Genomic DNA, 25,910 nt, shown 5'->3' with positions numbered 1-25,910 from the left:
CCGTCCGGAACGCCACAGGTCGTCGACCTCGCCGGACGGCGCCCTCCCACCTGCGACCACTCCCCCCGATCATGGACGGAACGATGAGCAACCCTTATCAGATCCAGGACCCGCAGTACGGCCACGGACAGCACCCCCAGGCCGCCTACCAGCCGACGTACCAGCCCGCGCCCACGCCCACGTCCGCGCAAAAGGGGTTCTTCGGCCGCCTTTTCGATTTCGGCTTCGACCACTATGTGACGACGGGCATCATCAAGGTCATCTTCACCGTCATCGTGGTGGTCCACGCGCTGTGGATGCTCGGGTTCTCGATCTATGCCTTCGGCACGAGCACGGCGGCCGGTGTCACCGCGCTCGTGCTCGCACCGATCACCTGGTTCCTCGCCGTCCTGTTCACCCGCGTGTGGATGGAACTGCTGGTGATCATCTTCAAGATCAAGGAGGACCTGGGAGCGATCCGAAGCCGCGGCGGGTTCTGAGGCGTCCGGCCCGGCGGTCACGTCCACGTCCACGTCCACGTCCGCGACGGCACGGCGTCCGGGCCACGACGCCGTGAGACGCGATTTCTAGAGCGCCCCGACGTACACCCAGTCGCCCCCGTGCCGGGCGAAGCGGCTGTGCTCCTCCAGGTGGCCCTCCTCGCCACGCTCGACGTAGTGGGCGCGGAAGCGGACGGTGCCCTCGGTGTGGAAGGCGCTGCCGCCGGTCGTCTCCAGCACCTCCAGCCGCGTCCACCGGAGGCCGCCCCCGAGGTCGACACCGGGCGGGCGCGTCGACGGGTGCCAGGTGCGCAGGAGATACCCGGCGTCGCCGACGCCGAAGGCGCTGAACCTCGACCGCATCAGCGCCTCGGCCGTCGTCGCGGACGCCTCCCCCCGGTGCAGCCTCCCGCAGCAGTCTCCGTACGGCGCGGGCAGCCCGCACGGGCACGAGGCGGCGGACGCGGGCGCGGAACGGACTCGGGGTCGTGGATCACGTCGTGGCACGTCCCCCAGTATGCCCACCGGGAGGACGACACCCGCTTCCGGAGCGCGTGGGATGGTCCGGGCCGGGTTTCCGCTGGCCGACGGGCCATGCCGGGTCCGGGTGTTCTCCGATACCGCGACGGGTCACCGGAAAAACGGCTCGATCACTCGGATGGGCGGGGATTACGCTTGCGGGCGTCTCGCTGTTCCGCCGCTCCCGCGAGACAACGACGGAACAGAGCGGAAGCTTGGAGACGCCCGTGACGATGCCCAGGAAGGGCTCACGACCCATCACCGTCGACGGCGCCGACTTCCGCTGGCGGATCCGGCACAAGTCCACCTATCACCAGGGCAACGGCTGGAGTCCCCTCACCGTCACCGTCGAGAGGGCCGAGGAGCCGGGACGTGTCCTCGTGGTGTCACTTCCCTGCGCCCGGCCGGACAACTGGCTCGGAGAACGGACGATCGCGGTCCGCCCCGCCCTCGTCGCCGGATGCGTCCGGCGAGCCGTCGACCAGGGATGGCACCCCGGGCGACCGGGCCCGGCGTTCACCCTCACCGTCACCGAGGACGAGCTGGCCACGCTCCTGGGCGAACCGCCCCGGTACCTCATCCCCTTCCTCTGGGGCATGATCCCCGAAGGCGGAGGCATCGAGGACCTCCCCCGATGCACCGAGATCTGGAGCCGCGACGACCACGACACCGACCGGGCACCCTCCGATCCGCGGTAGGGCCGAGTTCGTCCACCGACGTCTCCCGGAGGGCCGAGCTCGTCCACCGACATCCCGTCCCGTGGTCCGTCCAGACCCGTGGCCGGGTGTCCGGGGTGGCGGGACCACGCGGACGACGCCGGGTCAGGTCCGCGGCTGGACGTTCCTCACCTGGTCGCGTACCACCGCGACGCCCAGCCAGCGGTCGTGAAGGACCCGGCCCTCGGGATCGAGGAGCATCCACGACCCGCCCACGAGAAGACACCACAGCCCGGCCTCGGGGACGAGGACGAGAATGGGGAAGGCCAGCGTGCGCAGCGCGGTCCTGCCCGCGCCCAGCCGTCCGCCCGTCCGCCCGGCGACGACCCGGACACCCAGCAGCCGCTTGCCGAGCGTCCGCCCCCACAGGGCGTGCTGCGCCCAGAAGTAGAGGAACAGCCCGGCCAGGATGGCCAGTTCTGCGGGCCTCATGTCGCCCCGGAACACGTACGCGTCGGCCCGCTCCAGTAGTCCGGCTCCCATATGGCCCCTGAAGCCGACGCCGATCAGGGGCCAGGCCGCCCCCACGGCGGCGCTGAGGGCCGTGACAACGATCAAATAGTCGGCCAGGGCCGCCGCCGACCGACGCCACACCGTCGCCGTCCCGGCCGGTGATCCGCCCGGCTCGTCTCCTGCGGCGGACTGCGTCGTCCGCGACGCGGCGAACACCAGCGCCGCGGCCACCGGGAGACACAACTGGGTGATCTCCCAGCCGCTGGCCACCCCGCTGAACCAGTCGGCGCTGAACAGCGAGATCTCGTCGCAGCCTCTCCGGTCGCTGGACAACGAGGCGAGAGGTTCGATGACCGCGATCAGGACGAGGAGTCCCGCCACCCGCTGGCCCGTCACCGCGGGACCCCTGCGGCCGAGACATGCGAGGAGCCCGAGAAGAACCACCAGAGCCGGAAACGCCCAGCCCTCCGTAACCTCCACGACCGCTTCGAGATCACGGCTCAGCGGGGCGAGCGGTGACAACGTCGTTCCACCGTTGTACAGGCACACCAACCCGTAGATATCCCCGGAGACCCCGGAGGGTACGGCGAGTTCCTCACGATCGAGCCGATCGCGCCACAGCGCCCAGGTCGGGAAGGCGGCGACGGCCGCGGCCGCCCCCCATACCGACAGCGCCGCCCACGGTAACCGGGAGAACTGCGGCACAGTGATCCTTTCGCCCTGAGAGCGACACCCTACGACGCCTCGGCACGCGACACGGACATGCCGACCGGGCCAGACACCGCGTCGGGAAAGGATCCACGCCGGTTTCCCGAGCGCTCACCGTGCGGGATCCCGGGGCGCACCTGTAACGACACGGTCCGCCGCACGCGCGCGGCCGTGACGGACCCGTCCCCGCCTTACAGAAGCGGGGACGGAGTCTGGCCTACTTCAGAAGCTGCCGGGCCATCACCACGCGCTGGATCTGGTTGGTGCCCTCGTAGATCTGCGTGATCTTCGCGTCGCGCATCATGCGCTCGACTGGGTAGTCGCGGGTGTAGCCGTACCCGCCCAGGAGCTGGACGGCGTCGGTGGTGATCTCCATGGCGGCGTCGGAGGCGGCGCACTTGGCGGCGCTGGAGAGGAAGGTGAGGTCCTTCTGCGGCTCGCCGTGCATGGCCAGTTCGGACCTGGCCGCAGCGGCGTAGGTGAGGTGGCGGGCGGCCTCCAGCTTCATCGCCATGTCGGCGACCATGAACTGGACACCCTGGAAGTCGGCGACGGCCTTGCCGAACTGCCTGCGCTCCTTGACGTAGCCGATCGCGTAGTCCAGGGCGCCCTGGGCGATGCCGAGCGCCTGGGCGGCGATGGTGACGCGGGTGTGGTCCAGGGTGGCCAGCGCGGTCCTGAAACCGGTGCCCGGCTCGCCGATCATCCGGGACGCGGGGATCCGCACGTTCTCCAGGATGACCTGGCGGGTCGGGGAGCCCTTGATGCCGAGCTTGCGCTCCTTGGCCCCGAAGCTGACGCCCTCGTCGCCCTTCTCCACGACGAACGCGGAGATGCCCCTGGCCCCGACGCCCGGCTCGGTGACGGCCATCACCGTGTAGTACTCCGACACCCCGGCGTTGGTGATCCACATCTTGGCGCCGTCGAGCACGTAGTGGTCGCCGTCGAGGACCGCGCGGGTCTTCATCGCGGCGGCGTCGCTGCCCGCCTCGGCCTCGGAGAGGGCGTACGAGAACATCGCCTCCCCCCGCGCGACCGGCGTGAGGTAGCTCCGCTTGAGTTCCTCGGAGCCCGCGAGCAGCAGCGGGACGGTGCCGAGCTTGTTGACGGCGGGAATCAGCGAGGACGAGGCGCAGGCCCGCGCCACCTCCTCGATGACGATCACCGTCGCGAGGGCGTCGGCACCCGCGCCCCCGTACTCCTCGGGGACGTGCACGGCGTGCAGGTCCGCCGCGACGAGCGCCTTGTAGGCGTCCCAGGGAAACTCCCCGGTCTCGTCGGCCTCGGCGGCGTGAGGGGCGATCTTCTCGTCGGCGAGAGCGCGGACCGTCTCGCGGAGCATCTCGTGCTCCTCGGGCAGCGCGTAGAGAGGGTAGCTCATGGGCAAATAGTAGGACGTCCAACAAAACGTGGAGCGCTCCACCCCATGTGATATGTACCCCGGCGTTTGCGCAGGTGGCAAAGTAGAAGCGCCAGATGCCGGTACCCTGTCGGCAAAGAATTGGGCAGAACCGAAAGGAGCACCAGTGGCCTACCGCCTGACGATGGTGGGAACCGGATACCTCGGTGCGACGACGTCCGCCTGCATGGCCGAGCTGGGCTTCGAGGTCCTCAGTCTCGACGTGGACGCGGAGAAGATCGACCGGCTGCGGGCCGGCGATCTGCCCATCTACGAACCCGGCCTGCAGGAGGTCCTGCGCCGCAACCTCGCCAACGGCCGGTTGCGCTTCACCACCTCGTACGAGGAGGCCGCGGCCTTCGGCGACGTGCACTTCCTGTGCCTGGGCACCCCCCAGAAGCCGGGAGAGTACGCCGCGGACGTGTCCTATCTGGACGCCGCGATCGAGTCACTCGCCCCCCACCTCCACCGCGAGTGCCTGGTCGTGGGCAAGTCCACCGTCCCGGTCGGCACCGCGCAGCGCCTCGCCGACAAGCTGGCCCGGCTCGCCCCCATCGGCGCGGGCGCCGAGCTGGCCTGGAACCCCGAGTTCCTCCGCGAGGGCTTCGCGGTGAAGGACACCCTGCACCCCGACCGGATCGTGCTCGGCGTCGCCTCCGACAGGGCCGAGAAGATCATGCGGGAGGTGTACGCCTCCATGCTGGAGATGGGCACCCCGATGGTGATCACCGACTACCCCACGGCCGAGCTGGTCAAGGTGGCCGCCAACGCCTTCCTCGCCACGAAGATCTCCTTCATCAACGCGATGGCCGAGGTCTGCGAGGCCGCCCACGCCGACGTCAAGCAGCTGTCCCTGGCGCTGTCCTTCGACGACCGCATCGGCGGCAAGTTCCTCAACCCCGGCCTCGGCTTCGGCGGCGGCTGCCTGCCCAAGGACATCCGCGCCTTCATGGCCCGGGCCGGAGAGCTCGGCGCCGACCAGGCGCTGACCTTCCTGCGGGAGGTCGACGCGATCAACATGCGCCGCCGCGCCCGCATGGTCGACCTCGCCCGCGAGCTGGCCGGGGGTTCGTTCCGCGGCTGTACGGTCGCGGTGCTCGGCGCCGCGTTCAAGCCCAACTCCGACGACATCCGCGACTCGCCCGCCCTGGACGTCGCCGTCAAGATCAGCGAGCAGGGCGGCCGGGTCACCGTCTACGATCCCGTCGCCCAGGAGAACGCCCGCAAGGCCCACCCCGGGCTCTCCTACGGCGCCTCCGCCCTCGACGCGGCCAAGAACGCCCATGTCGTGCTGCTGCTGACCGAATGGCAGGAGTTCATCGAGATGGATCCCGAGGAGCTGGGTTCCGTCGTGGCCTCCCGCAAGATCGTCGACGGCCGCAACGCCCTTGACGCCGAGACCTGGCGGGCCTCCGGCTGGCACTACCGCGCCCTGGGCCGCCCCTAAGTCCCGGCCTTCCCACCTGCGCATCTCCGGCTTCCGCGACACGTTGAGCGCGCCGTCCCGGACATGACGGCGGGTCCCCGGCCTGTGCCGGGAACCCGCCGGGTAAGCATCGACTTCTCAGATACCGCACAGGTCACCATGACCTTCTCGCATCACCAGTTCCAGTAACGCCAGCGGCGCCAGCGGCGCCAGCGACGGCGACGGCGACGGCGCCAGTACGGATCGGCAGGCCAGGCGCCTCCCGGGAACATCGTGATACCCATCGGGACACCTCTTTTCGTAGTAATCCCTCGGATAGGACAATTACTACGATATGCGGCATATCAGGACAAATCACACCAAAACGCTTCCAAGTTAGTCGTGAAACGCTTTTGATTGGCATTACGCGACGACACTCCCGTCACAGCGAAAACGAATCGCCTCACGAAACCACCTCTTCCTGCGCATTCGACAAAAGGACTTTTACCCTGCGGGAAAACGGCGTCCGAGGGCCTGAGCCCCGTGGGAGCCGCGCCTTTCACCAGGTCGGCCCGGTACGCGATCCGATGGCGGCGATCGGGAATAAGCCCGGGGAACGCGCAGCGAGAAGGCCCCCGTCACCGACGAGGGCCTTCTGTTCGTACCTGTTCCGTCCGGTCAGTTGTCGAACTCGCCGAGCTTCACACCCCCGACGAAGGCGTCCCACTCCGCGCGGGTGAAGAACAGCTTCGGCCCGTCGGGATTCTTGGAATCGCGCAATACGTAAAGAGAACCTGACCCGGCCTTGTGGCCCTCTTCGGGAGCGTCGACAACGGCCACCTCGACGCAGTTACCGCTGTCATCCCCCTCCGGGGCCGCCTTGCGCCAGACGGCCTTGCTGAGGTCTGCTTCCACGTCGTCATCACCTTCGCTATGTCGGCGGTCGCCCAACGGGCGGGGTCATTCGAGTGGATCGCCCCGTGGCGGCGGTGCGTCCGCGTCACGTCCCGGGGGGATCCGTGACGTGCCCCCGCGAACGGCGGCGGGCTCCACGCACCCAGTATCCGGGCCGCCCGGGACGCCCGCAACGACGCGGACATCGAACGAGCGGCCGTACGGCGTCGGAGAAAGCGGCGTGGCGCACGAAGTCACCCGGACGGCCGGGTAGACCCTCGCCAGGAGAGCAACGAAGGGTTGGCGCAGGTCAGCGGCGCCATTTCAGTCTGAAGGAGCCCAAGATGACCGTTCGTATCGCGAACGTGGAGATTCCCGGCAGCGCCCTGGTACGGGCGGCCACGGAGCTCGTCCGGGAGGCGGCCGAGCCGCTGGTGTACGACCACTCCCGGCGGGTCTTCCTGTTCGGCGCGCTCGTGGGCGACCGCAGGGGGCTCGCCTACGATCCCGAGCTGCTGTACGTCGGCGCGATGTTCCACGATCTCGGCCTGACCCGGACCTACCGGACCTCGGACCAGCGCTTCGAGATCGACGGCGCGGACGAGGCCCGCCGCTTCCTGAGGGAGCACGGGGTGTCCGAGGAGGGCGCGCGAATCGTGTGGGAGGCGATCGCGCTGCACACCACACCGGAGATACCGCACCACATGGCCCCGGAGATCGCCCTGGTCACCACGGGCGTGGAGGCCGACGTGCTGGGGATCGGCCTGGACGACATCCCCGGCGAGGCCCGCGCGGAGATCGTGGCCGCCCATCCCCGTCCCGACTTCAAGCGCCGCATCCTGGCCGCGTTCACCGACGGCATCGCGCACCGCCCGCAGACGACCTTCGGCAACGTGAAGGCCGATGTCCTGGAGCGCTTCGTCCCCGGGTACGTCCGTACCAACTTCGTCGACGTCATCGAGAACTCCGCCTGGCCCGAATGACGTGCCCCGCGGGATCCGGGGGCTAGCGCGTCGGCACGGAACTCACGGCGGAGTCGACGGGCTTCTGGCTTCCGCCGGTATTCAGGCTTCCGAACACCGCCAGCACGGCCATCGTGAGCCCGAGGAGGGCGCGGACAGCGTTCCTCATGGTTCTCAACCTCCAAAATATGTGAAGATCTGCTCCTTCCCCCCGAGTCCTCGTCTATCCATGATGTTGTCAAGCCATCGGTCAAAGGCGGCGATATCAGGCGCCGAGCTGGGCGGCCTCGGCCCGAAGTTTCGCCCCCTTGGCATGGGCTTGATCCTTGAGGGCGAGCTGGAACGCCTCCATCTTCGCCCGCAGGCCCTCGTCGGCGGCGGCGAGGATCCGTACGGCCAGCAGGCCCGCGTTGCGGGCGCCCCCGACGGCGACGGTCGCGACGGGGACCCCCGCGGGCATCTGGACGATCGAGAGGAGGGAGTCGAGGCCGTCGAGGTACTTCAGCGGGACGGGGACGCCGATCACCGGCAGGGGGGTCACCGAGGCGAGCATGCCCGGCAGGTGGGCGGCTCCCCCGGCACCCGCGATGATCACCTTCAGGCCGCGCCCGGCCGCCCCCGCGCCGTACGCGATCATCTCCTCGGGCATGCGGTGCGCGGAGACCACGTCGGCCTCGAACGCCACCCCGAACTCGGCCAGCGCCTCGGCGGCGAGTCTCATCACCGGCCAGTCGGAGTCGCTGCCCATGACGATGCCGACGGTGGTCATCACTTCTCCCTGCCTCGCGGCCCGGGGCCGCGCGTTCGCGATGGTGCCGTGGTCCGCGCCGGCGCGGCGCTTCCCGGTGGCACGGGACCCGGACGGTCCCGGCGTCTTCCAGCGGTACTAGCGGTACTACAGGATTTCGGACGGTCCCGGCGATCTCCGGGACCGGGTGGCGCGGCGCCTTCGGGGCGCCGGAGGAGCGGTCCGGCTCAGGTGTACTTTCCCTCGGTGAGGTAGACGGCGGCGTGCCGGGCACGCGCGCGGACCTCGTCGAGGTCGGTGCCCATCGCGGTGACGTGGCCGATCTTGCGCCCCGGCCGCACCTCCTTGCCGTAGAAGTGGACCTTGATCCCCGGGTCGTGGGCCATCACGTGCTCGTACCGGGAGAAGACGTCGGGGTCGTCGCCGCCCAGGAGGTTGGCCATCACCACCACGGGGGCGGTCGGCGCGGGCGACCCGAGCGGGAGGTCGAGGACCGCGCGCAGGTGCTGCTCGTACTGGGAGGTGCGGGCCCCGTCGATCGTCCAGTGGCCGCTGTTGTGCGGGCGCATGGCCAGCTCGTTCACCACCAGGCCCGAGGAGGTGGCGAACATCTCCACGGCCAGCAGCCCGGTCACGCCCAGCTCCTTGGCGATGGTCAGGGCGATCCGCTGGGCCACCGCGGCCCACTCGGGGTCGAGACCGGGGGCGGGGGCGAGCACCTCGACGCAGATGCCGTCACGCTGGACGGTCTCCACCACCGGGTAGCTGACGCCCTGCCCGTGCGGCGACCTGGCGACCAGCACGGCGAGCTCCCGCTCGAACGGCACGAACCCCTCGGCCATCAGCGGTACGCCGGAGGCCAGGACCCCGGCCGCGTCGTCCGCGGAGCGGCAGACCCAGACGCCGCGCCCGTCGTAACCGCCCCGGACCGCCTTGAGCACGACCGGCCAGCCGTTCTCCGCCGCGAACTCCTCGACGTCGGCCGCCGTCTCGACCCGCCGCCAGGGCGGGCAGGGAACGCCGATCGCGGTCAGCCGCTCGCGCATCACGGCCTTGTCCTGGGCGTGGACGAGCGCGTCGGCGCCGGGGTGCACGGCGAAGCCGTCCCCGGCCAGGGCGCGGACGTGCTCGGTGGGCACGTGCTCGTGGTCGAACGTGACCGCGTCACATCCCTTGGCGAGGTCGCGCAGGTCCGCCAGGGACCGGTAGTCGCCCAGGCGCACGTCGGCGATCACGCGAGCGGCGCTCTCGTCGGGCGAGCCGGCCAGGACCCGCAGCTCGACGCCGAGGGCGATGGCCGCCTGCTGTGTCATCCGGGCCAGCTGGCCCGCTCCGATCACGCCGACGACGGGTCCGATGGGACTGGCCAAAGAAGGGCTGCTCACAGCGGTTAAGTTTACTGTCTCGCGGTACGCGACCAGGCGGCGGGCGGATGCCGGGCGCTGGGCTGACGCCGTGGCGGGGACCGGGAACGGCCGCGCCGGTTGGCTGACGTTGTGACGCGGACGTTGTGACAGGGACCGGGAACGATCATCCGGAGGCGCCCGGCCCGCTCTCGCGCGTGAGGGATCCTCACGGTCCGGCGGCGATCACCCGCCGTGAGGTGACGCGCGGGCTCAGCCCGCCGTGAGGGTGGCGAGGCCGCGGCGCAGACCGGCCGTGGTGAGCTTGGAACCGCCGCCGACGATCTCGGTGGCGACGAGCACGACCTCGGTCCCGGTCAGCGCGGCGGTTCTGGACCTGCCGGTGAAACCCCGCAGGTCGGCCCTGCCGTAGATCGGGCGGGCCAGGGCGGAGCGGCCCTGACGGGCTCTCTGCCGGTATTCGATCTCCAGGGCGTGGATGACCAGGGCGCCGCCGCCGGGCAGCAGCAGCGCGCGCTGAGGGCCGACGAGCAGGCGGATGTCAGCGGTGAGGCGGTCGGGCCTCACGCTCTGCGGGCGCCTGACCAGATCGTCGAAGAGTTCGCGGGCCGGGTCCCCCCTGGGAAAGGTCACCCCGCTCACCCCCGCCGGGTCGGTCAGGTAGGCCAGGTAGCGCTGCGGCACGAGACGGGCCTTGACCCCCGCGACGGGGTCGTCAGTGGGCACCGCGCCCTCGGTCGGCTCGCGGACCTCGCCCCGGATCGGGATGGGCCCGGCACCGAGCCGCCACTCGCCGCCCTCCTGGAGGAACAGGAAGTAGGCCGGGTCGGGCTCGCGGGCCAGGGCGACGAACCAGCGGTCCTCGCCCGCTATGCCGGGCAGGTAGAACTCCGCCTCGCTGTAGGACTTCCTGGCGGGGGCTGGGCGGCCGTTCCGGGTCGCCTCGCAGGCACGACCGCCCAGCGCTTTCTCCGCCCAGGTGGTGAGCTTCTCGACGGCCGCGCAGTCCCGGTCGCGCCAGGCGTCGTCGAGCCTTCCCAGCAGCGCGAAAGCATCGGCCGCCTCGGTGAACTCCACCTCGGCGGACGCCTCACGCGACGGGCCGGTCTCGGGAGCGGTGACCCGCGTGTCGCTCCCCGCGCCGCAGCCGGTCATCATCGACAGGCCCAGGATCACGGCGAGGAGTCGGCGGCGCAAGGGCTGATCCCCGGGGTAGTGGCCGTCGCGTACGGCAGTCCGTCTGGACCGACCACAGGAGGCGGAGGTGCCGGAGGCTTCCCGTGATCTACGGGATCAGCGTAACGTCAGCGCCCTCATTTATCCGGTGTTATGCGATATTTATTGAAAAAGCCCCTGCTGACGGCTATCGACATCAACGGGGCAACCTCGCGCGGATCACGCCTCCTCACCGGTAGCCTGGCCCGAAGAGTGTTCGAGGTCCTCCGATGCGGCGGATCAGCAGCCGACCCCCGAAAGGACCGTGCAGGGAACGTGGAGTTTCTCCGACACGCCTACCGGCGGCTCGCCGAGCTGGCGCGCGAGCTGGCGAAGTTCGGGACGGTCGGCGCGATCGCCTTCGTGATCGACTACGGCGGCACCAACCTGCTCAGGTTCGGCCTCGACTGGGGCCCGCTCACCTCCAAGGTCGTCGCGACGATCGTCGCGGCCACCCTGGCCTACGTCGGCAACCGCTACTGGACGTTCAGGCACCGCGAGCAGAGCGGCCTCGCCCGCGAGTACTTCCTGTTCTTCCTCCTCAACGGCATCGGCCTGCTGATCTCGCTGCTGATACTCGGCTTCGTGACCTACACCTTGGGCCTGCAGGACCCGCTGAGTTACAACATCGCCCTGATCGTGAGCACCGGCCTCGGAACCCTGTTCAGGTTCTGGTCGTACAAGAAGTGGGTCTTCCTGCCCGGCACGCCGCCGGACGGGCCGGAGGAGCCTGTCCCCGGTGCGCCCTCGACCCGGCCCGGGACCCCGAACAGCCAGGTCAACGGCCACATGTATCTCCTGAGCAAGACCTCTGAGGAGAGCAGGCCCCCCACCGGGCCGCACTAGCCGCGACGCTCAGGCGGGCCCGCGGACGACGCGGTTCCTGCCCGTGTCGCCCACCTGGCGCAGGAAGAACGCGAACGCCGCGGGACGCGCCCGTACGAGCTCCAGGCGTCCCCCGTCCGCCGCGGCCAGTGCCCTCGCGAGGGGCAGGCCGAGGCCCGTGCTGCCGCCCCCGCTCACGTTCCGCTCGAAGATCCGCGGGGCCAGGCCGTCGGTGATGCCCCTGCCCTCGTCCGCCACCTCGATCACGATGGACCTGTCCCTGGCGCAGGTGGTCACGGTCACCGTGCCGTCGCCGTGCTCCAGCGAGTTCTCCAGCAGGGTGGAGATCACCTGGCCGATGCCGCCGCCGGTGCCCAGCGCCTGGAGCCCGCGCGTGCCGACCAGGCTCAGCCGCCGCCCGGCCCTGCGGAACGCCGGGCCCCACTCGATGAACTGCTGGTCGAGCAGCACGTCGAGCGCGACGATCTCGGACTGGGCCTGACGCTGCCGTCTGGCGGTGGCCAGCAGCTCGTCGATCACGGCGGTGAGCCGCTCGGCCTGCACGATGGCGGCCTCGCCCTCCTCCTTGACGATGCCCGGCTCGTCGGCGGCGGCGACGATCTCCTCAAGTCTCATGGTCAGGCCGGTGAGCGGGGTACGGAGCTGGTGGGAGGCGTCGGTCGCGAACTCCCGCTCCCTGGCCAGGAGGTCGGAGATGCGGGTCGCGCTGCGGTCGAGCACCTCGGCCACCCGGTCGAGCTCCTGGATCCCGTAGCGGTGCTTGCTCGGTCTGGCGTCACCGGAGCCGAGCCGCTCAGCGATCATCGCAAGGTCGCTGAGCGGTAGGGTCAGGCGGCGCGACTGCACGATGGCGAGTCCGACCGCGACCGCGAGGGCAGCCGCGGCGAGTCCCAAAATGAGGAACAACCACGCGCGGACCTCACGCTCCACTCCCGTCTTGTCCCGGCTGACCGCGACGTACACGCCGTTCTCCGACTGCGCGTCCTCGGTCATCTTCTGGCTCTCGGGGGGCTCGGTGCCCACCGTTATCACCTGGGGAGGCGTCCCTTTTGCGTAAATCTGAATGTAGAGATCGGAGTACTTGCGTTCCAGCTGCTGCTCGTCGACGGGCTGGTCCTGGATCCGGGCGTACTCGACCTCCCCCAGCAGGCTTTTGGCGTGTGAGGAGAGTTCCTGGGTCGCCTCCTCCTCGATGAGCCGGTTGACCGCCACACCGAGGGGGATGCCGAGCAGCAACACCCCGATGACCGCGACGAGGAGGGTTGAGGAGAGAAGGCGGCGGCGCATCTCCTACTCGCGCTCGAACCTGAAGCCGACTCCTCGAACGGTCGTGATGTATCGGGGCTTGGCGGCGTCGTCACCGAGTTTCCGGCGTAGCCACGAGATGTGCATGTCCAGGGTCTTGGTCGAACCCCACCAGTTGGTGTCCCACACCTCGCGCATGATCTGCTCGCGGGTGACCACCTTTCCGGCGTCGCGGACCAGGACCCTCAGCAGATCGAATTCCTTGGTGGTCAGATGCAGCTCCTTGTCTCCCATCCACGCGCGACGGGAGTCGGCGTCGATGCGTACGCCCTGGACCACGGGCGTCTCGGACGTGCCGCGCCGCAGGAGCGCGCGGACGCGCGCCAGCAACTCGGCGAGGCGGAACGGCTTGGTGACGTAGTCGTCGGCCCCGGCGTCGAGGCCGACCACCGTGTCGACCTCGTCGACGCGGGCGGTGAGGATCAGCACAGGAGTTCCGTGACCCTCGGCGCGGATGCGCCGGGCCACCTCCAGACCGTCCATCTCGGGCAGGCCCAGGTCGAGAACGATCAGGTCGATGCCACCCGACAGAGCCCGCTCCAGAGCCTGCGGGCCGTCAGGGCTCACCTCCACTTGATAACCCTCGCGGCGCAGGGCTCGAGCCAGCGGCTCGGAAATCGAGGTGTCATCCTCGGCGAGTAGTACACAGGTCATGTTGCGATCGTAGGACCTTAGGGGATCGTTTCCCGGGTACAGCGCGCGGTTTGACTCGTCGTTGACCTATCCATTGACCTGGGCAAACACTGATAAATCCCGGATAGTCATCCCGCAACGGCCGGGGGCCACGGAGTAGGTCTCCCGCATTGGAAGTCCCTCGAAAGCACAGGCCTCCCAAAGGATCGGCCGACAAAGCAGAACACGCCCTACCAGAAGGGATCTGGTGGGCGTGTTCTGCGTTATTCACCTCAAGACGCCGACGGCGGCTCGGCGTAGCGGGCGAGGTAGAGCTGCTCCCCGAGGCTCCCGATGAGACCCAGCTCGGTCTCCAGATAGTCGATGTGGCGCTCCTCGTCCTCCAGGATCTCCTCGAAGATCCGGGCCGAGGTGGCGTCGCCCTTCTCACGCATCAGGATGATGGCGGGCCTCAACCGGGTGACGACCTCAAGCTCGACGTCCAGGTCGGCGCGGAGCTGCTCGGCGACGGTCTGGCCGATGTGCAGGGTGCCCAGCTTCTGGTAGTTGGGCAGCCCCTCAAGGAAGAGGATGCGGTCGGTCAGCTTCTCCGCGTGGCGCATCTCGTCGATGGACTCTTCGCGGGTGTATTTGGCCAGCCTCGTATATCCCCAGTTCTCCTGCATCTTGGCGTGCAGGAAGTACTGGTTGATCGCGGTCAGCTCCGCGGTCAGCTGCTCGTTGAGCAGTTCGATGATTTTCTTGTCGCCCTGCATGGCGGGCTCCTCGTGCTATGCGGTCGGCATCAAATCTTCGGACCGCTTTAGGATCGCACAGATTTTTCGCACGCAAGAAGCGCAGTCGCCACCGGCACCCGTGGCATCGCGGATCTGGCGCGCGCTCCTGGCACCTGCCGAGATGCAGTCGTGCACCTCGTTCTCGGTGACCGCGCGGCAGACGCATACGTACACGGGGATGCGACCTCTCTGGAGACTACCATAGGTTAGGCACACCTAAGCTAGCTCATTCGGTTAGGCTTGCCTATGTGAACTAGCACACATGACCTTAATTTCCCGGCCACGGATTCGAGGCTCCTATCCGTAGGGCCATCGGCTGACGTGCGGAAACGCCGCCCGGAATTCACCGGCACACCTTCCGGGGCCGGGAAAAACCTCCCACCGAAACCCCGGAAAACGCCTCACGACGAATCCGGGTACGCAGGCCCCGGACACGCGAACGCGCCCCGGCGAGGGCCGGGGCGCGTGGGCGGGCGGAGCGCGGGAGAGCGCCGGTCAGTGGCCTCTGGCCACCCACTCCTCCAGGTGTCCCGCCTCCGCGCCGATGGAGGTGGACGCGCCGTGACCGGTGTGCACGGCCGTCCCCGGCGGCAGGGCGAGCAGCTTCTCCCTGATCGACTCGATGATCGTGCCGAAGGAGGAGAAGGACCTCCCCGTCGCGCCGGGACCGCCGTTGAACAGGGTGTCTCCGGTGAAGACCGCGCCGATGTCCGCCCCGTACAGGCAGACCGCGCCCGGAGCGTGGCCCGGCGTGTGCAGCACGGTCAGCTCGATTCCCCCGGCCGAGAGCACCTGCCCGTCCTCAAGCGGGGTGTACGGCAGGTCGGTGTAGACCATCTCCCACAGCACCTGGTCGGCCGGGTGGAGCAGGATCGGCGCGCCTGTCCGCGCGGCGAGGTCGGCCGCCGCGTCGATGTGGTCGTTGTGCGCGTGGGTGCAGACGATGGCCTTGACCTCGCGGTCACCGACCCGCTCGGCGATCGCGGCGGCGTCGTGCGCGGCGTCGACGACGAGGACCTCGCTGGCCGAGCCGACGATCCAGACGTTGTTGTCGACGTCCCACGTCCCGCCGTCCAGCGAGAACGTGCCGGAGGTGACGATCCTGTCGATCACAGGATCACCACCGAGCGCAGGACCTCGCCGCGGTGCATCTTGGCGAAGGCCGCCTCGACGTCGCCGAGGCCGATCGTCTCGGAGACGAAGCGGTCGAGGTCGAGCCGCCCCTGGAGGTAGAGGTCGATGAGCATGGGGAAGTCGCGGCTGGGCAGGCAGTCGCCGTACCAGGAGGACTTCAGCGCGCCGCCCCGGCCGAAGACGTCGAGCAGCGGCAGCTCCAGCTTCATGTCCGGGGTGGGCACCCCGACCAGCACCACGGTCCCGGCCAGGTCACGGGCGTAGAAAGCCTGCTCGTACGTCTCGGGACGGCCGACCGCCTCGATGACCACGTCCGCGCCGTTGCCGCCGGTGAGTTCCTTGACCGTCTCGACCACGTCGGAGGTGCGGGAGTTGACCGTGTGGGTGGCGCCGAAGTCCTTGGCCCAGCCGAGTTTGCGGTCGTCCACGTCCACCGCGATGATCTTCGAGGCGCCCGCCAGCCGGGCGCCGAGGATGGCCGCGTCGCCGACGCCGCCGCACCCGATGACCGCCACGCTGTCACCGCGGGTCACCCCGCCGGTGTTGATGGCCGCGCCGAGGCCCGCCATCACGCCGCAGCCCAGCAGCCCGGCCACCCGCGCCGGTGCCGACGGGTCGACCTTGGTGCACTGCCCGGCCGCGACCAGGGTCTTCTCGATGAAGGCGCCGATGCCCAGGGCGGGGCTGAGCGGCGTGCCGTCCTCCAGGGTCATCCTCTGGGTGGCGTTGTGGGTGTTGAAGCAGTACCAGGGGCGGCCCCGCAGGCACGCCCGGCAGTCGCCGCAGACGGCCCGCCAGTTCAGGATCACGAAGTCACCGGGGGCCACCTCGGTGACGCCCTCGCCGACGGCCTCGACCAGCCCGGCGGCCTCGTGGCCGAGCAGGAACGGGAACTCGTCGTTGATGCCGCCCTCGCGGTAGTGCAGGTCCGTATGGCAGACGCCACAGGCCTGGACCGTCACCACGGCCTCGCCAGGGCCCGGATCGGGCACGATAACGGTCTCCAGCGAGACGGGCTCGCCCTTGCCACGCGCGACCACGCCTTGCACGGTGTACGGCATGTCCTGCACCTCATCTGTCATGGTTTCGACCCTCGCGGGCCCGCTTACCGGTTGAACGGTCCGGGGCGCCCGGCCTCAATGATTACCAGCCCGGCGCAAGACGTACGGCTGCACCACCCCCAGGCCGCGGGCCGGACGCTGGCGGATGCGGCCGACCTCGACACCGGGCGCGTCCTTCAGCGCCTCGGCCAGCCCGTCGTCGACGACGACGGTGCCGGGCCTGGCGATGGCCGTGAGCCTGGCCGCCAGGTTGACCGTCGTGCCGAAGACGTCGCCCATGATCGGCAGCACCGGGCCGTACGCCAGCCCGATCCGCACGTCGGGCCCGTACTGGCGGATCGCGCCGACCAGGTCCAGGGCGATCACCGCGGCCGTCCGCGGGTCGGCCGCTGTGAAGAACACCTCGTCCCCGAGCGTCTTGACCATCCGCCCCCCGTGCTCGGCGACCACGTCCGAGGCCCGTGACTCGAAGCCCTCGACCAGCTCGGCCAGGCCCCGCTCGTCCAGCTCGCGGGAGACCCGGGTGAAGGAGACCAGGTCGGCGAAGCCCACCGCGAGGGTGAGCCTCGCCGGTGCGATCTCGTCGCCGATGTCGGCGAGCGTGAGCAGGCGGGTCCCGGCGGCGGCGAGCTGCGCGCGCCAGACGTGGACCAGCACCTGCTCGAAGTCGGGGAGCAACCGGCGCGAGGTCTCCATGACCGCCGCCAGGTCCTCGTCGGAGGGCCGGTGACCGGGGTCGAGCATGGCACCGATCATGATCTCGGCCTGCCACTGCGCGAGCCTCGCCGTCGTCTGGCCGAGCGCCCTCGCCATCCGGATGACGGTCCGGTCGTCCAGCAGGCCGCCCTCCATCATCGCCCGGACCCGCTCCAGCACGGCCACGTCCGCGTCGGTGAAGGCAACGGTGTCGTCGGGGAGCGTGGCGAACCCCAGCGCTCGCCAGATCCGCTCGGTGAACTCCTGCGGCACCCGGGCGAGGCTCGCCACCTGGATCCGGGTGTGGCGGGGAGGCGCTCCGACGAAGAGGCGCTCGATCTGCTCGGCCGTCGGCCGCCCGGCGGGGACCTCCGCCTCGTCCCCGCCCTCCCCCAGGCCCAGGAGGTCACGCCCCATGGGTCACCGCCCGCCGGGTTCCGAGGGCTCCCCGTCGGCCGCGTCGTCGATCGCGCGGAACAGCTCGGCCCGGACCTCCTGGATCCGGGGGATGTCCCGCAGCGTGATCCGGCCGTGGTCGCCCGCCGACTCGACGACCAGCGTGCCGGAGCCGAAGAGCCTCTCCACGAGGGTCTGGTCGGCGCTGACCGTGTTCACCTTGGCCATCGGGATGTCGTCGACGGACGTGTTCAGCACCCCCGTGCCGATGGTGAACCGGTGCGAGGTGAGGACGTACGAGGTGTTCTTCCAGCGCAGGTACGGAATGAAGGACCACACGGTCAGCAGGCCGACGGCGACCACGGCCACCGCGATGAGCGCGTAGAACCGGTACTCGAAGTCGGGCATGAAGAAAAGAGCGGCACCGGACCCCGCGATGATCAGGATCAACGCGAGGAACGGGCCGATAAGTCGCTTCCAGTGCGGGTGGAACGACCTGATCCGTCGCTCCCCCTCCGTCATGTGGTGATCGGGTAGACCCATGGGGCAAATCGTGGCACGCCTTCATGCTCCACGTCATGAGGTGCGAGGTCGAACATGCACGACGTCACCCGCGCTGAGCGTGTGCTCCTCCCCCTTGGAGCTGACGATCAGGTGACCGGCGTGGTCGACACCGGTGGCGGTGCCGGTCAGCACCCGCTCGCCCGGCAGCTCCACCCTGACCTCTCGCCCGACCGTGGCGCTGACCGCGAGGTAGGCGGCCCGCAGGCCGCACGCCTCGACGTCGCCGTCCGCCTCCGACCACTCGCGGTAGTGGGTCTCGATCTCCCGCAGCGCCGCGCGCAGGATCGGGTCGCGGTCGGCGCAGGCGGCCTTCTCGATGGCCAGGGAGGTGGCGGTCTCCACCGGCAGCTCCTCGGGGCGCACGCTCACGTTGAGCCCGACCCCCACGATCACCGCGCTGTCGATCCGCTCGGCGAGCACCCCGGCGAGCTTGCGCTCGCCGACCAGCAGGTCGTTGGGCCACTTGAGCCGTACGTCGACCTCGGCGACCTTCCGCACGGCCGACGCGACCGCCAGGCCGACGAGCAGGGGCAGCCACCCCTGCGTGGACATGGGCGGGTCGGGACGCAGGAGAACCGAGAAGGTCAGGCCGGAACGCGGTGGAGCGCTCCAGACGCGGCCGAGCCTGCCCCGCCCGGCGAACTGGAACTCCGCGACGACGACGGCTCCCTGCCGCGCGCCGTCGCGGACGGCCTGCGCGAGGTCGGCGTTGGTCGATCCGGTCCTGTCGGCCACGGAGATGCCGGACCACAGGCCGCCGGGGCGGACCAGCGCGCGGGTGAGGGCCGCCTGGGAAAGCGGCGGGCGGTCGAGATCAGTGAAGGGCGAGTCGAGCACTTAGCTATCTTGCCTCCACTAACGACCCCCTGTTACCGAATTAATCCAATGACCAGGGAATACTGTTACCGAAGTCTGGGTCGGCGGGCAAGGTCAGGCTTTCGGTAGGGGCGGGAAATCGTTCAGACGGTTGCGAAAAGAGATGATGAACGCATGAGCAGACATCTCAGCGCGCGGGACGACACCGGCCTGAAGAACGAACCGGGCTCCGAGGTGGACAAGGGCTCAGAAGTAAATCCGGATTCCGAGGCGGACCAGGGCTTCGAGGCGGGTCCGGCTTTCGAGGCGGACCGAGGCTTCGAGGTGGATCAGGGCGCCGAAACAGATCAGGGCTTCGGGGTGGATTCGGGCTTCGCGGTGGTGGAGGCCGTGCGGAGGCCGGGGCCCACCACCCGGGCGCGGGTCGGGCAGATGCGGGCCGGGACCATCCACGAGCGCCGGGACGACCTGGCCACCGAGGAACCGCTGGAGATCCGCGTCCAGGCGGGCGAGGAGCGCCGTACGGTCGCGATCACCATGCGCACCCCCGGGCACGACTTCGAGCTGGCCGCCGGGTTCCTGTACGGCGAGGGCGTCGCGGCACCGGCGGACGTCGCGTCCATCGCCTACTGCACCGACGAGGACGTGCCCCCGGAGGCGCGCTACAACACGGTGACCGTGCGGCTGCGCGGTGGCGGGCTGCCCGACCTGCCCTCGCTCGACCGGCACTTCATGACGTCGAGCGCGTGCGGCGTCTGCGGTACCGCCAGCCTCGACGCCCTGCGTGGCCGCTGCTCCCCGCTGCCCGCCCAGGAGGACCTGCTGATCTCCCCGGAGATCCTGTACGGCCTTCCCGGCAGGCTGAGAAGCGCCCAGGGGGTCTTCGGCAAGACCGGGGGGCTGCACGCGGCGGGTCTGTTCACCGCCGGGGGCGAGCCGCTCGCGGTCCGCGAGGACGTGGGGCGGCACAACGCGCTGGACAAGCTGGTCGGCTGGGCCATGATGACCGGAAGGCTGCCGCTGGGCGGGCACGTGCTCATGGTCAGCGGGCGGACCAGCTACGAGATCATGCAGAAGGCCCTCACCGCGGGCCTGCCGGTCGTCTGCGCGGTCTCCGCGCCCTCCTCCCTCGCCGTCGACCTGGCCAGGGAGTTCGGGATGACGCTGGTCGGCTTCCTGCGCGAGGAGCGCTTCAACGTCTACGCCGGGGCCCACCGCGTCGGCCGCTGAAGGCGCCTACCCCGCCCCCTCGAAAGTTCGCTTCCGCCACGAACCACCCTTCGCGGGCCCTGAGCCACCCGCTCCGGCCACCGAACGTCCACCTAGGCCCTGGAAGTCCACTCACGTCCTGAATCGCCCGTATTGGCTTCTGGGCCGTCCGCCCACGGCCGGGACGGTCCCCGGCCGTGGGCGCGCGGATCACCCGGTGTTCTGCAGGCCCGCGGCGACGCCGTTGACCGACAGGAGCAGCAGCGTGGACAGGCGCTCGCGCTCGCCCTCCGACAGCCCCTCGTCCGCGCGGAGCGTGGACAGGGCGCGCAGCTGCAGGTGGGAGAGGGCATCGACGTACGGGTCGCGGAGCTGCACCGCGCGGGACAGGACCTTGCGGTCCTCCAGCAGGCGGGTGTGGCCGGTGATCTCCAGGACCAGGCGGCGCGTCAGGTCGTACTCGGACAGGACCTGCTCGACGAAGTCGTCCCTGGCGCCGAGCGCGAGGTAGCGGGCGGCGATGTCGCGGTCGGTCTTGGCCAGCGACATCTCCACGTTGTCCAGCAGCGAGGCGAACAGCGGCCACTCGCGGTAGGCGGCACGCAGCTCGTCCAGGCCCGCCTCGGAGATCACCGCCTCCAGGCCGCTGCCCAGGCCGTACCAGCCGGGCAGGTTGACCCGGGTCTGGGCCCAGGCGAACACCCACGGGATGGCCCGCAGGTCGTCCAGGGACCGGGGGGCGCCGAGGCCGCGCCGGGCGGGGCGGGAGCCCAGGCGGAGCGAGCCGATCTCCTCCAGCGGGCTGACCAGGGAGAACCACTCGGGGAAGCCGGGCGCCTCGGTCAGCCGCCGGTAGGCCTTCTCCGAGGCGGAGGCGACCCCCTGGGCCACCCCGCGGAAGCGCCCGGCCGCCTCGGCCGTACGGGCCTCGATGGACGGGGTGGAGGCGAGCAGCACCGCGGAGGTGACCTGCTCCATGTGGCGGCGGGCGATGGCGTCGTGGCCGTAGCGGGCGAAGATGACCTCGCCCTGCTCGGTGACCTTGAACCTGCCGCCGACCGAGCCGGGGGCCTGCGCGAGCACGGCCCGGTTGGCCGGGCCGCCGCCCCGGCCCAGGGCGCCGCCCCGGCCGTGGAACAGCGTGAGCGGCACGTCGTGCTCGGCCGACCAGGCGGCCAGCGCCTCCTGGGCCTCGTAGAGCTTCAGGGTCGCGGCGGCCGGGCCGAGCTCCTTGGCGGAGTCGGAGTAGCCGAGCATGACCTCCAGACGCCGGTCGTCGGCGAGCCGGGCCTGTACGGCCGGGATCTCCAGCATCCCCGACAGGACGTCGGGGGCGGCGGCCAGGTCGGCGCCCGACTCGAACAGCGGGACCACGTCGAGCCGGGGCGCCCGGTCGCCCAGCGCGTGCGCGGCCAGCGCGTGGACCGCGGCGATGTCGTCGGCCGAACGGGTGAAGGAGACGACGTAGCGGGAACAGGCCGTCACCCCGAACCGCTCCTGGATCCAGGCGATCGTGCGGATCGTGGCCAGGACCTCCTCGGTCCGCTCGGAGGCGCGCCCGTCGGCGATCTCCTCCAGCGCGGCGGCGTGGACCTGCGAGTGCTGGCGGACCTCCAGCTCGGCCAGGTGGAAGCCGAACGTCTCCACCTGCCAGATGAGGTGCTGCAGCTCCCCGTACGCCTGCCGGTTCGCCCCGGCCTCGACCAGCGAGTCCTGGGTGATGCGCAGGTCGGCCAGGAGCTGCTCGGGCGAGCGGTAGGCCAGGTCGAGGCCGCGCTGGCGGGTGGCCGCGATGCGGGCGGCGACGAACATCAGCCACTGCCGGTGCGGCTCCCTCGGGGAGCGGGTGGCCATCTCCGAGACCACGTCGGGGTGGTCGTTCACCGCGCTCGACAGCGCGGCCCTCAGCCCGGCCGAGGCGGGGGTGTAGTCGGCGGTGAGGGTGAGGGAGCGGCCGATCCTGAGCGTGGCGTTCTCCAGGGCGATCAGCACGTGCTCGGCCTGGATGAGCACGGCGTCCCTGGTCACCTTGGAGGTGACGTTCGGGTTGCCGTCGCGGTCGCCGCCGATCCAGCTGCCGTACCTGATGAAGGCGCGGGCCCGCGGCTTGCCGGTGCCGCGTCCGCCGCCGAGCGCGGCGTCCAGGGCGCGGTAGACCTGCGGGACCACCCGGAAGAGGGTCTCGTCGAAGGCCGCCATCGCGGTGCGGACCTCGTCCAGCGGGTCGAGCTTGGTGGACCTGAGCTGGGCGGTACGCCACAGCAGGTCGATCTCCTCCAGCAGCCGCCGCCGGGTCTCCGCCCGCTCGGCCGCGCCCCTGTCGGAGCTGTTGTACGCGGCGAGCTGGCCGCTGATGCGCTGGATCGCGGTGACCACGGCCCGCCTGCGGGCCTCGGTGGGGTGCGCGGTCAGCACCGGGTGCAGGCGCAGCCCCTCGACCAGGTCGGCGACCTTCCCGTCGCCGAGCTCCTGGACGGCCTGCGCCAGGGACTCGGGCAGCGGCTCCTCGCCGGTGTCGCGAACCCTGAGCGTGCGGATCCTGAAGTGCTCCTCGGCCAGGTTCGCCAGGTGGAAGTAACACGTGAAGGCTCGGGCGATCTGCACCGCGCGGTCGATCGGCCACTGGGCGACCATCGCGGTGATCTCGTCGACCGACACCTGCTTTCTGCGGGCCCCGATGACGGCCTTGCGCAGCCGTTCGACATCGGCGAGCAGGTCATCGCCGCCATGCTCGGCGATGACCTGCCCCAGGAGCTCACCGAGCAGTCGCACGTCCGCGCGCAGCTCGTCGGGCATCTCGGTGACAGCGGAGGAACGCTCTGCCTGATGGGACACGGTGGCGGGCATGCCCGCCAGCGTACCCAGTCCGTTTTCTCGAACGGAGACCGGTCTCACCCATTGGACTAGACCATTCGGGAGGTCTTTCCCGGGCCATCCGACGGCTACCGGGCGGCCACCGGACGGCCATCAGGTGGCCGCGGACGTCGCCTCCAGGAGCGCCGGATACCTGGCGAAGGCGATCTTCCCCGCGACCCTGCGGCCACCCCAGGAGACCAGCAGCCCGTACGGCACCGCCAGCACGCAGACCCAGGTGAGACCCAGCAGGACCGGCAGGACGATCGGCAGCGCGAGCAGGCCGGTGCCGATCAGCGCGCCGAACGACGCCACGAAGGCGATGCCGCCCTGCCCGGGGGCCGCGCCGGTGAAGGCGTTCAGGCGCTCGGGCACGGTGTACGGCGTCAGCACGCTGGTCAGCGCGCCCACCCCGAGCCCGGTCCCGAGGAGGCCCCAGGCGGTGAGCGCGGCCGGGACCGCCCAGGCGATGTTCCCGGCCGGCAGTGCCGCGACCGTGGCGAGCACGAGCAGCAGCGGGACCGCGATCGTCGCCACGGCCAGATGCCGCCCGGCGATGTCGGTGCGCCAGTCGCGGTCGGTGCCGTAGGCGACGGCGTTCGCCCACAGGGAGCGGCCGTCGATGCCGAAGGCGTTGCACCCCTGGATGCTGATCATCAGCGCGCCGATGCAGGCGGGGAGGATCGCGAGGAAGCTTCCGGTCGCGCCGTCGCCGTTCCCGTACATCGAGAAGGCCATGATGCCGGTGACCGCGACGGCGGCGAACCAGCCGACCCTGCCCCGCGGGTCGCGCCGGGCGTACTTGAGCTCCTTGGCCGCGACCGCGGCGAGCGGGCCGTCGGGCAGGACCCTGGCGAGCAGGCCCCGGGAGTTGCGCACCGACGCGCCCTGGGTGGAGGCGTCGGTGGAGACCAGGGCGCGGCGCAGCGCCACGATCCACAGCCAACCGGCCGCGGCGAGCAGGGCGGCGAGCAGGCCCACGCCCGCGACCGCCGGGAGGCCGCCGTCGGCGACGGCACCGGCCGCGACGCCGGAGGGGGTCCAGCGCAGCACCGAGGCGAGACCGTGCAGCACGGCCCTGGGGTCGGCCGCCAGACCGCCGTTGAGCAGCAGGTTGGGCAGCTGGGCGGCGACGATGAGGAAGATCACCGAGATGGCCAGCACGTCGCGGCCCCTGCGGGTGCGCAGGATCCCCGACAGGGAGGTGGTGACCAGCCGGGAGACCGTGACGCAGAGCGCGAAGTGGAGCAGCACGGCGACCGCGCCCAGGACCACCCCGCCGATCCCGGTGGCCAGCCCGGCCACGGCCCCGGCCATCACGGTCAGCGAGGCGAGCGGCCACACGCCGGTGACCGAGGCGGCGAACATCCCGGTGACGAGCTGGCCGGTCCGCAACGGGAACAGGGCCAGGCGCGACGGGTCGAGCGTGTCGTCCAGCCCGAACGCCAGCAGCGGCACGACCGCCCAGCCCACCAGGAAGACGGCGAACAGCACGGTCACGCCCTCCAGGGCGATGTCGGCGGGCGCGAGGCGCAGCATGGCCGTCGCCAGGAAACCGAGGGTGCCGAAGAGGAACGCGGCGAGCGCCGTGAAGACGAACCCCAGCAGGCGCTGGGTGCTGCCGCTCAGGTTTCCGGCGACGAGCCGCAGCTTGAGCCGTACGAAGACCATGGGCCCCACCCGCACGGTCCCCGCGCCTCCCTCCGCACCCGCACCCGCACTCGCGTTCGCGTTCGCGTCCGTGTTCACTCCGGTGCCGACGCCTTCCCGCACGCTCGCGCTCATATCGACCCCGCCGACCGTGCTCGTCCTGTCACCACCGACCGCGTTCACCCCGTCGCCGTGATCCGTGTTCATCCCGTCGCCCCTTCGGTCCGGCGCGTTCACGCCGGGGTCGCGCCCAGCCACGACAGGCCCTCCTGGCCGCCCGCGCCGTCGCCGCCCCGGGCGCCGACCAGGGCGAGGAAGGCCTCGTTGAGGCTGCGGCCCGCCCTGACCTCGTCCAGCGGCCCCTGCGCGACGATCAGCCCCCGGTCCATCACCGAGACCCAGTCGCACAGGCGCTCGACGAGCTCCATGACGTGGCTGGAGAAGACCACCGTCGAACCGGAGGCGGTGTAGCGCCTGAGCACCTCGACGAGCGTGTTGGCGCTGACCGGGTCGACGCCCTCGAACGGCTCGTCGAGGAAGAGCACACCGGGGTTGTGCAGCAGCGCGGCGGCCAGGCCGATCTTCTTGCGCATGCCGGTGGAGTAGTCGACGACGAGCTTGTCGGCCGACTCGGTCAGGTCCATGACCTTCAGCAGCCCCTCCGCCCGCCGCTCCACCTCGGCCTTGGGAATGCCGCGGAGCTGGCCGTTGTAGGAGAGCAGCTCCCTGCCCGACAGCCGCTCGAACAGGCGCAGCCCCTCGGGGAGCACCCCGATGCGGCCCTTGACCGCGACCTGGTCGTGCCAGACGTCGGCGCCGCCGATGTGGATCGAGCCGCCGTCGGGGCGGAGCAGGCCGGTGACCATGCTGAGCGTGGTGGTCTTCCCCGCGCCGTTGGGACCGACCAGCCCGGCGAAACCGCCCTGGGGCACCACCAGGTCGACGCCCCCCACGGCCACCTGCTGCCCGAACCTCTTGAGCAGCCCCCGCGTCCTTACCGCCTCCGTGACATCCGGCATGGCGCCTCCCCTTCCAGGGAGGGCCCGATCGGCCCGCCCGCACGGGAAACGAACGATCGCCCCCGATAGTTCGCGATGTCAGGGGGCGGT

Annotated in this window: 25 protein-coding genes; 6 read left to right on the top strand and 19 right to left on the bottom strand. The window is 70.6% G+C overall.

Features of this window, described 5'->3' with window-relative positions:
* The first annotated feature begins 83 nt into the window (after window positions 1–83).
* Window positions 84–479 carry a DUF4282 domain-containing protein gene (locus ACW9TB_RS32585; protein WP_472751938.1) on the top strand — a complete coding sequence of 132 codons (396 nt, stop codon included), beginning with the start codon at window positions 84–86 and terminating at the stop codon, window positions 477–479.
* Between the two features lie 87 nt (window positions 480–566).
* Here the strand turns inward: ACW9TB_RS32585 and ACW9TB_RS32580 are convergent, their stop codons facing one another.
* A complete protein-coding gene (locus ACW9TB_RS32580) occupies window positions 567–986 on the bottom strand; it encodes a YchJ family protein (RefSeq protein ID WP_472751937.1) in 420 nt (139 codons plus the stop codon).
* Window positions 987–1,225: 239 nt separating this feature from the next.
* Between ACW9TB_RS32580 and ACW9TB_RS32575 the strand changes: the two genes are divergently transcribed.
* Window positions 1,226–1,696, top strand: coding sequence for a hypothetical protein (locus tag ACW9TB_RS32575; RefSeq protein ID WP_472751936.1), 471 nt, complete (start codon window positions 1,226–1,228; stop codon window positions 1,694–1,696).
* A gap of 123 nt (window positions 1,697–1,819) precedes the next feature.
* Here ACW9TB_RS32575 and ACW9TB_RS32570 read toward each other — a convergent pair whose 3' ends face one another.
* Both ACW9TB_RS32570 and ACW9TB_RS32565 read right to left on the bottom strand, forming a co-directional pair.
* Window positions 1,820–2,872, bottom strand: coding sequence for an RDD family protein (locus ACW9TB_RS32570; protein WP_472751935.1), 1,053 nt, complete (start codon window positions 2,870–2,872; stop codon window positions 1,820–1,822).
* A 220-nt stretch (window positions 2,873–3,092) separates the two neighbouring features.
* Window positions 3,093–4,256 (bottom strand): acyl-CoA dehydrogenase family protein, encoded by a 1,164-nt coding sequence (locus ACW9TB_RS32565; RefSeq protein ID WP_472751934.1) that lies wholly within the window; start codon window positions 4,254–4,256, stop codon window positions 3,093–3,095.
* A gap of 163 nt (window positions 4,257–4,419) precedes the next feature.
* On the opposite strand from ACW9TB_RS32565, the gene ACW9TB_RS32560 reads away from it, so the two are divergent.
* On the top strand, window positions 4,420–5,721 hold the full coding sequence (locus ACW9TB_RS32560) for a UDP-glucose dehydrogenase family protein (RefSeq protein ID WP_472751942.1): 1,302 nt from the start codon (window positions 4,420–4,422) through the stop codon (window positions 5,719–5,721).
* Window positions 5,722–6,357: 636 nt separating this feature from the next.
* On the opposite strand, the gene ACW9TB_RS32555 is transcribed toward ACW9TB_RS32560, so the two are convergent.
* Window positions 6,358–6,594 carry a DUF397 domain-containing protein gene (locus tag ACW9TB_RS32555; protein ID WP_472751933.1) on the bottom strand — a complete coding sequence of 79 codons (237 nt, stop codon included), beginning with the start codon at window positions 6,592–6,594 and terminating at the stop codon, window positions 6,358–6,360.
* 323 nt (window positions 6,595–6,917) lie between these two features.
* On the opposite strand from ACW9TB_RS32555, the gene ACW9TB_RS32550 reads away from it, so the two are divergent.
* On the top strand, window positions 6,918–7,556 hold the full coding sequence (locus ACW9TB_RS32550) for an HD domain-containing protein (protein WP_472751932.1): 639 nt from the start codon (window positions 6,918–6,920) through the stop codon (window positions 7,554–7,556).
* Window positions 7,557–7,800: 244 nt separating this feature from the next.
* Here the strand turns inward: ACW9TB_RS32550 and purE are convergent, their stop codons facing one another.
* From purE to ACW9TB_RS32535, 3 genes are all read right to left on the bottom strand, one after another.
* On the bottom strand, window positions 7,801–8,304 hold the full coding sequence (purE, locus tag ACW9TB_RS32545; RefSeq protein WP_472751931.1) for a 5-(carboxyamino)imidazole ribonucleotide mutase: 504 nt from the start codon (window positions 8,302–8,304) through the stop codon (window positions 7,801–7,803).
* Window positions 8,305–8,510: 206 nt separating this feature from the next.
* Complete coding sequence (locus ACW9TB_RS32540) at window positions 8,511–9,596, bottom strand: 5-(carboxyamino)imidazole ribonucleotide synthase (RefSeq protein ID WP_472751941.1); 1,086 nt, start codon at window positions 9,594–9,596, stop codon at window positions 8,511–8,513.
* A gap of 303 nt (window positions 9,597–9,899) precedes the next feature.
* Entirely contained in the window at window positions 9,900–10,844 is a 945-nt protein-coding gene (locus ACW9TB_RS32535; RefSeq protein WP_472751930.1) for a hypothetical protein, read from the bottom strand.
* A 294-nt stretch (window positions 10,845–11,138) separates the two neighbouring features.
* Between ACW9TB_RS32535 and ACW9TB_RS32530 the strand changes: the two genes are divergently transcribed.
* The gene (locus ACW9TB_RS32530; RefSeq protein WP_472751929.1) at window positions 11,139–11,708 is read left to right on the top strand and encodes a GtrA family protein; all 570 of its coding nucleotides are present in this window, start codon (window positions 11,139–11,141) and stop codon (window positions 11,706–11,708) included.
* A gap of 9 nt (window positions 11,709–11,717) precedes the next feature.
* On the opposite strand, the gene ACW9TB_RS32525 is transcribed toward ACW9TB_RS32530, so the two are convergent.
* The 9 genes from ACW9TB_RS32525 to ACW9TB_RS32485 form a co-directional block, all read right to left on the bottom strand.
* Complete coding sequence (locus ACW9TB_RS32525; RefSeq protein WP_472751928.1) at window positions 11,718–12,995, bottom strand: ATP-binding protein; 1,278 nt, start codon at window positions 12,993–12,995, stop codon at window positions 11,718–11,720.
* A 3-nt stretch (window positions 12,996–12,998) separates the two neighbouring features.
* On the bottom strand, window positions 12,999–13,667 hold the full coding sequence (locus ACW9TB_RS32520) for a response regulator transcription factor (protein WP_012888073.1): 669 nt from the start codon (window positions 13,665–13,667) through the stop codon (window positions 12,999–13,001).
* Window positions 13,668–13,918: 251 nt separating this feature from the next.
* Entirely contained in the window at window positions 13,919–14,401 is a 483-nt protein-coding gene (gene bfr, locus ACW9TB_RS32515) for a bacterioferritin (RefSeq protein WP_344922163.1), read from the bottom strand.
* 15 nt (window positions 14,402–14,416) lie between these two features.
* Window positions 14,417–14,596, bottom strand: a complete 180-nt coding sequence (locus tag ACW9TB_RS32510; protein ID WP_436760301.1) for a (2Fe-2S)-binding protein — start codon at window positions 14,594–14,596, stop codon at window positions 14,417–14,419.
* 321 nt (window positions 14,597–14,917) lie between these two features.
* Entirely contained in the window at window positions 14,918–15,535 is a 618-nt protein-coding gene (locus ACW9TB_RS32505) for an MBL fold metallo-hydrolase (RefSeq protein WP_472751927.1), read from the bottom strand.
* Window positions 15,532–16,617, bottom strand: coding sequence for an S-(hydroxymethyl)mycothiol dehydrogenase (locus tag ACW9TB_RS32500; protein ID WP_472751940.1), 1,086 nt, complete (start codon window positions 16,615–16,617; stop codon window positions 15,532–15,534). The genes ACW9TB_RS32505 and ACW9TB_RS32500 overlap by 4 nt, the downstream gene beginning before the upstream one ends.
* Window positions 16,618–16,692: 75 nt before the next feature.
* The gene (locus tag ACW9TB_RS32495) at window positions 16,693–17,730 is read right to left on the bottom strand and encodes an adenylate/guanylate cyclase domain-containing protein (RefSeq protein ID WP_472751926.1); all 1,038 of its coding nucleotides are present in this window, start codon (window positions 17,728–17,730) and stop codon (window positions 16,693–16,695) included.
* Window positions 17,731–17,733: 3 nt separating this feature from the next.
* Window positions 17,734–18,252 carry a PH domain-containing protein gene (locus ACW9TB_RS32490; protein ID WP_472751925.1) on the bottom strand — a complete coding sequence of 173 codons (519 nt, stop codon included), beginning with the start codon at window positions 18,250–18,252 and terminating at the stop codon, window positions 17,734–17,736.
* A gap of 33 nt (window positions 18,253–18,285) precedes the next feature.
* Window positions 18,286–19,110 carry a biotin--[acetyl-CoA-carboxylase] ligase gene (locus ACW9TB_RS32485; protein WP_472751924.1) on the bottom strand — a complete coding sequence of 275 codons (825 nt, stop codon included), beginning with the start codon at window positions 19,108–19,110 and terminating at the stop codon, window positions 18,286–18,288.
* Between the two features lie 153 nt (window positions 19,111–19,263).
* Between ACW9TB_RS32485 and fdhD the strand changes: the two genes are divergently transcribed.
* Complete coding sequence (fdhD, locus tag ACW9TB_RS32480; protein WP_472751923.1) at window positions 19,264–20,319, top strand: formate dehydrogenase accessory sulfurtransferase FdhD; 1,056 nt, start codon at window positions 19,264–19,266, stop codon at window positions 20,317–20,319.
* Window positions 20,320–20,508: 189 nt separating this feature from the next.
* Here the strand turns inward: fdhD and ACW9TB_RS32475 are convergent, their stop codons facing one another.
* The 3 genes from ACW9TB_RS32475 to ACW9TB_RS32465 form a co-directional block, all read right to left on the bottom strand.
* Window positions 20,509–23,145, bottom strand: a complete 2,637-nt coding sequence (locus ACW9TB_RS32475) for a phosphoenolpyruvate carboxylase (protein WP_472751922.1) — start codon at window positions 23,143–23,145, stop codon at window positions 20,509–20,511.
* 120 nt (window positions 23,146–23,265) lie between these two features.
* Window positions 23,266–25,008 (bottom strand): hypothetical protein, encoded by a 1,743-nt coding sequence (locus tag ACW9TB_RS32470; RefSeq protein ID WP_472751921.1) that lies wholly within the window; start codon window positions 25,006–25,008, stop codon window positions 23,266–23,268.
* A gap of 26 nt (window positions 25,009–25,034) precedes the next feature.
* Window positions 25,035–25,820, bottom strand: coding sequence for an ABC transporter ATP-binding protein (locus tag ACW9TB_RS32465; protein WP_472751920.1), 786 nt, complete (start codon window positions 25,818–25,820; stop codon window positions 25,035–25,037).
* Window positions 25,821–25,910: the final 90 nt, after the last annotated feature.

The sequence above is a fragment of the Streptosporangium sp. H13245 genome, from assembly GCF_055690525.1.
Note: the sequence above shows the minus strand (reverse complement) of the source record. Positions and strands in the feature narration are given on the sequence as shown.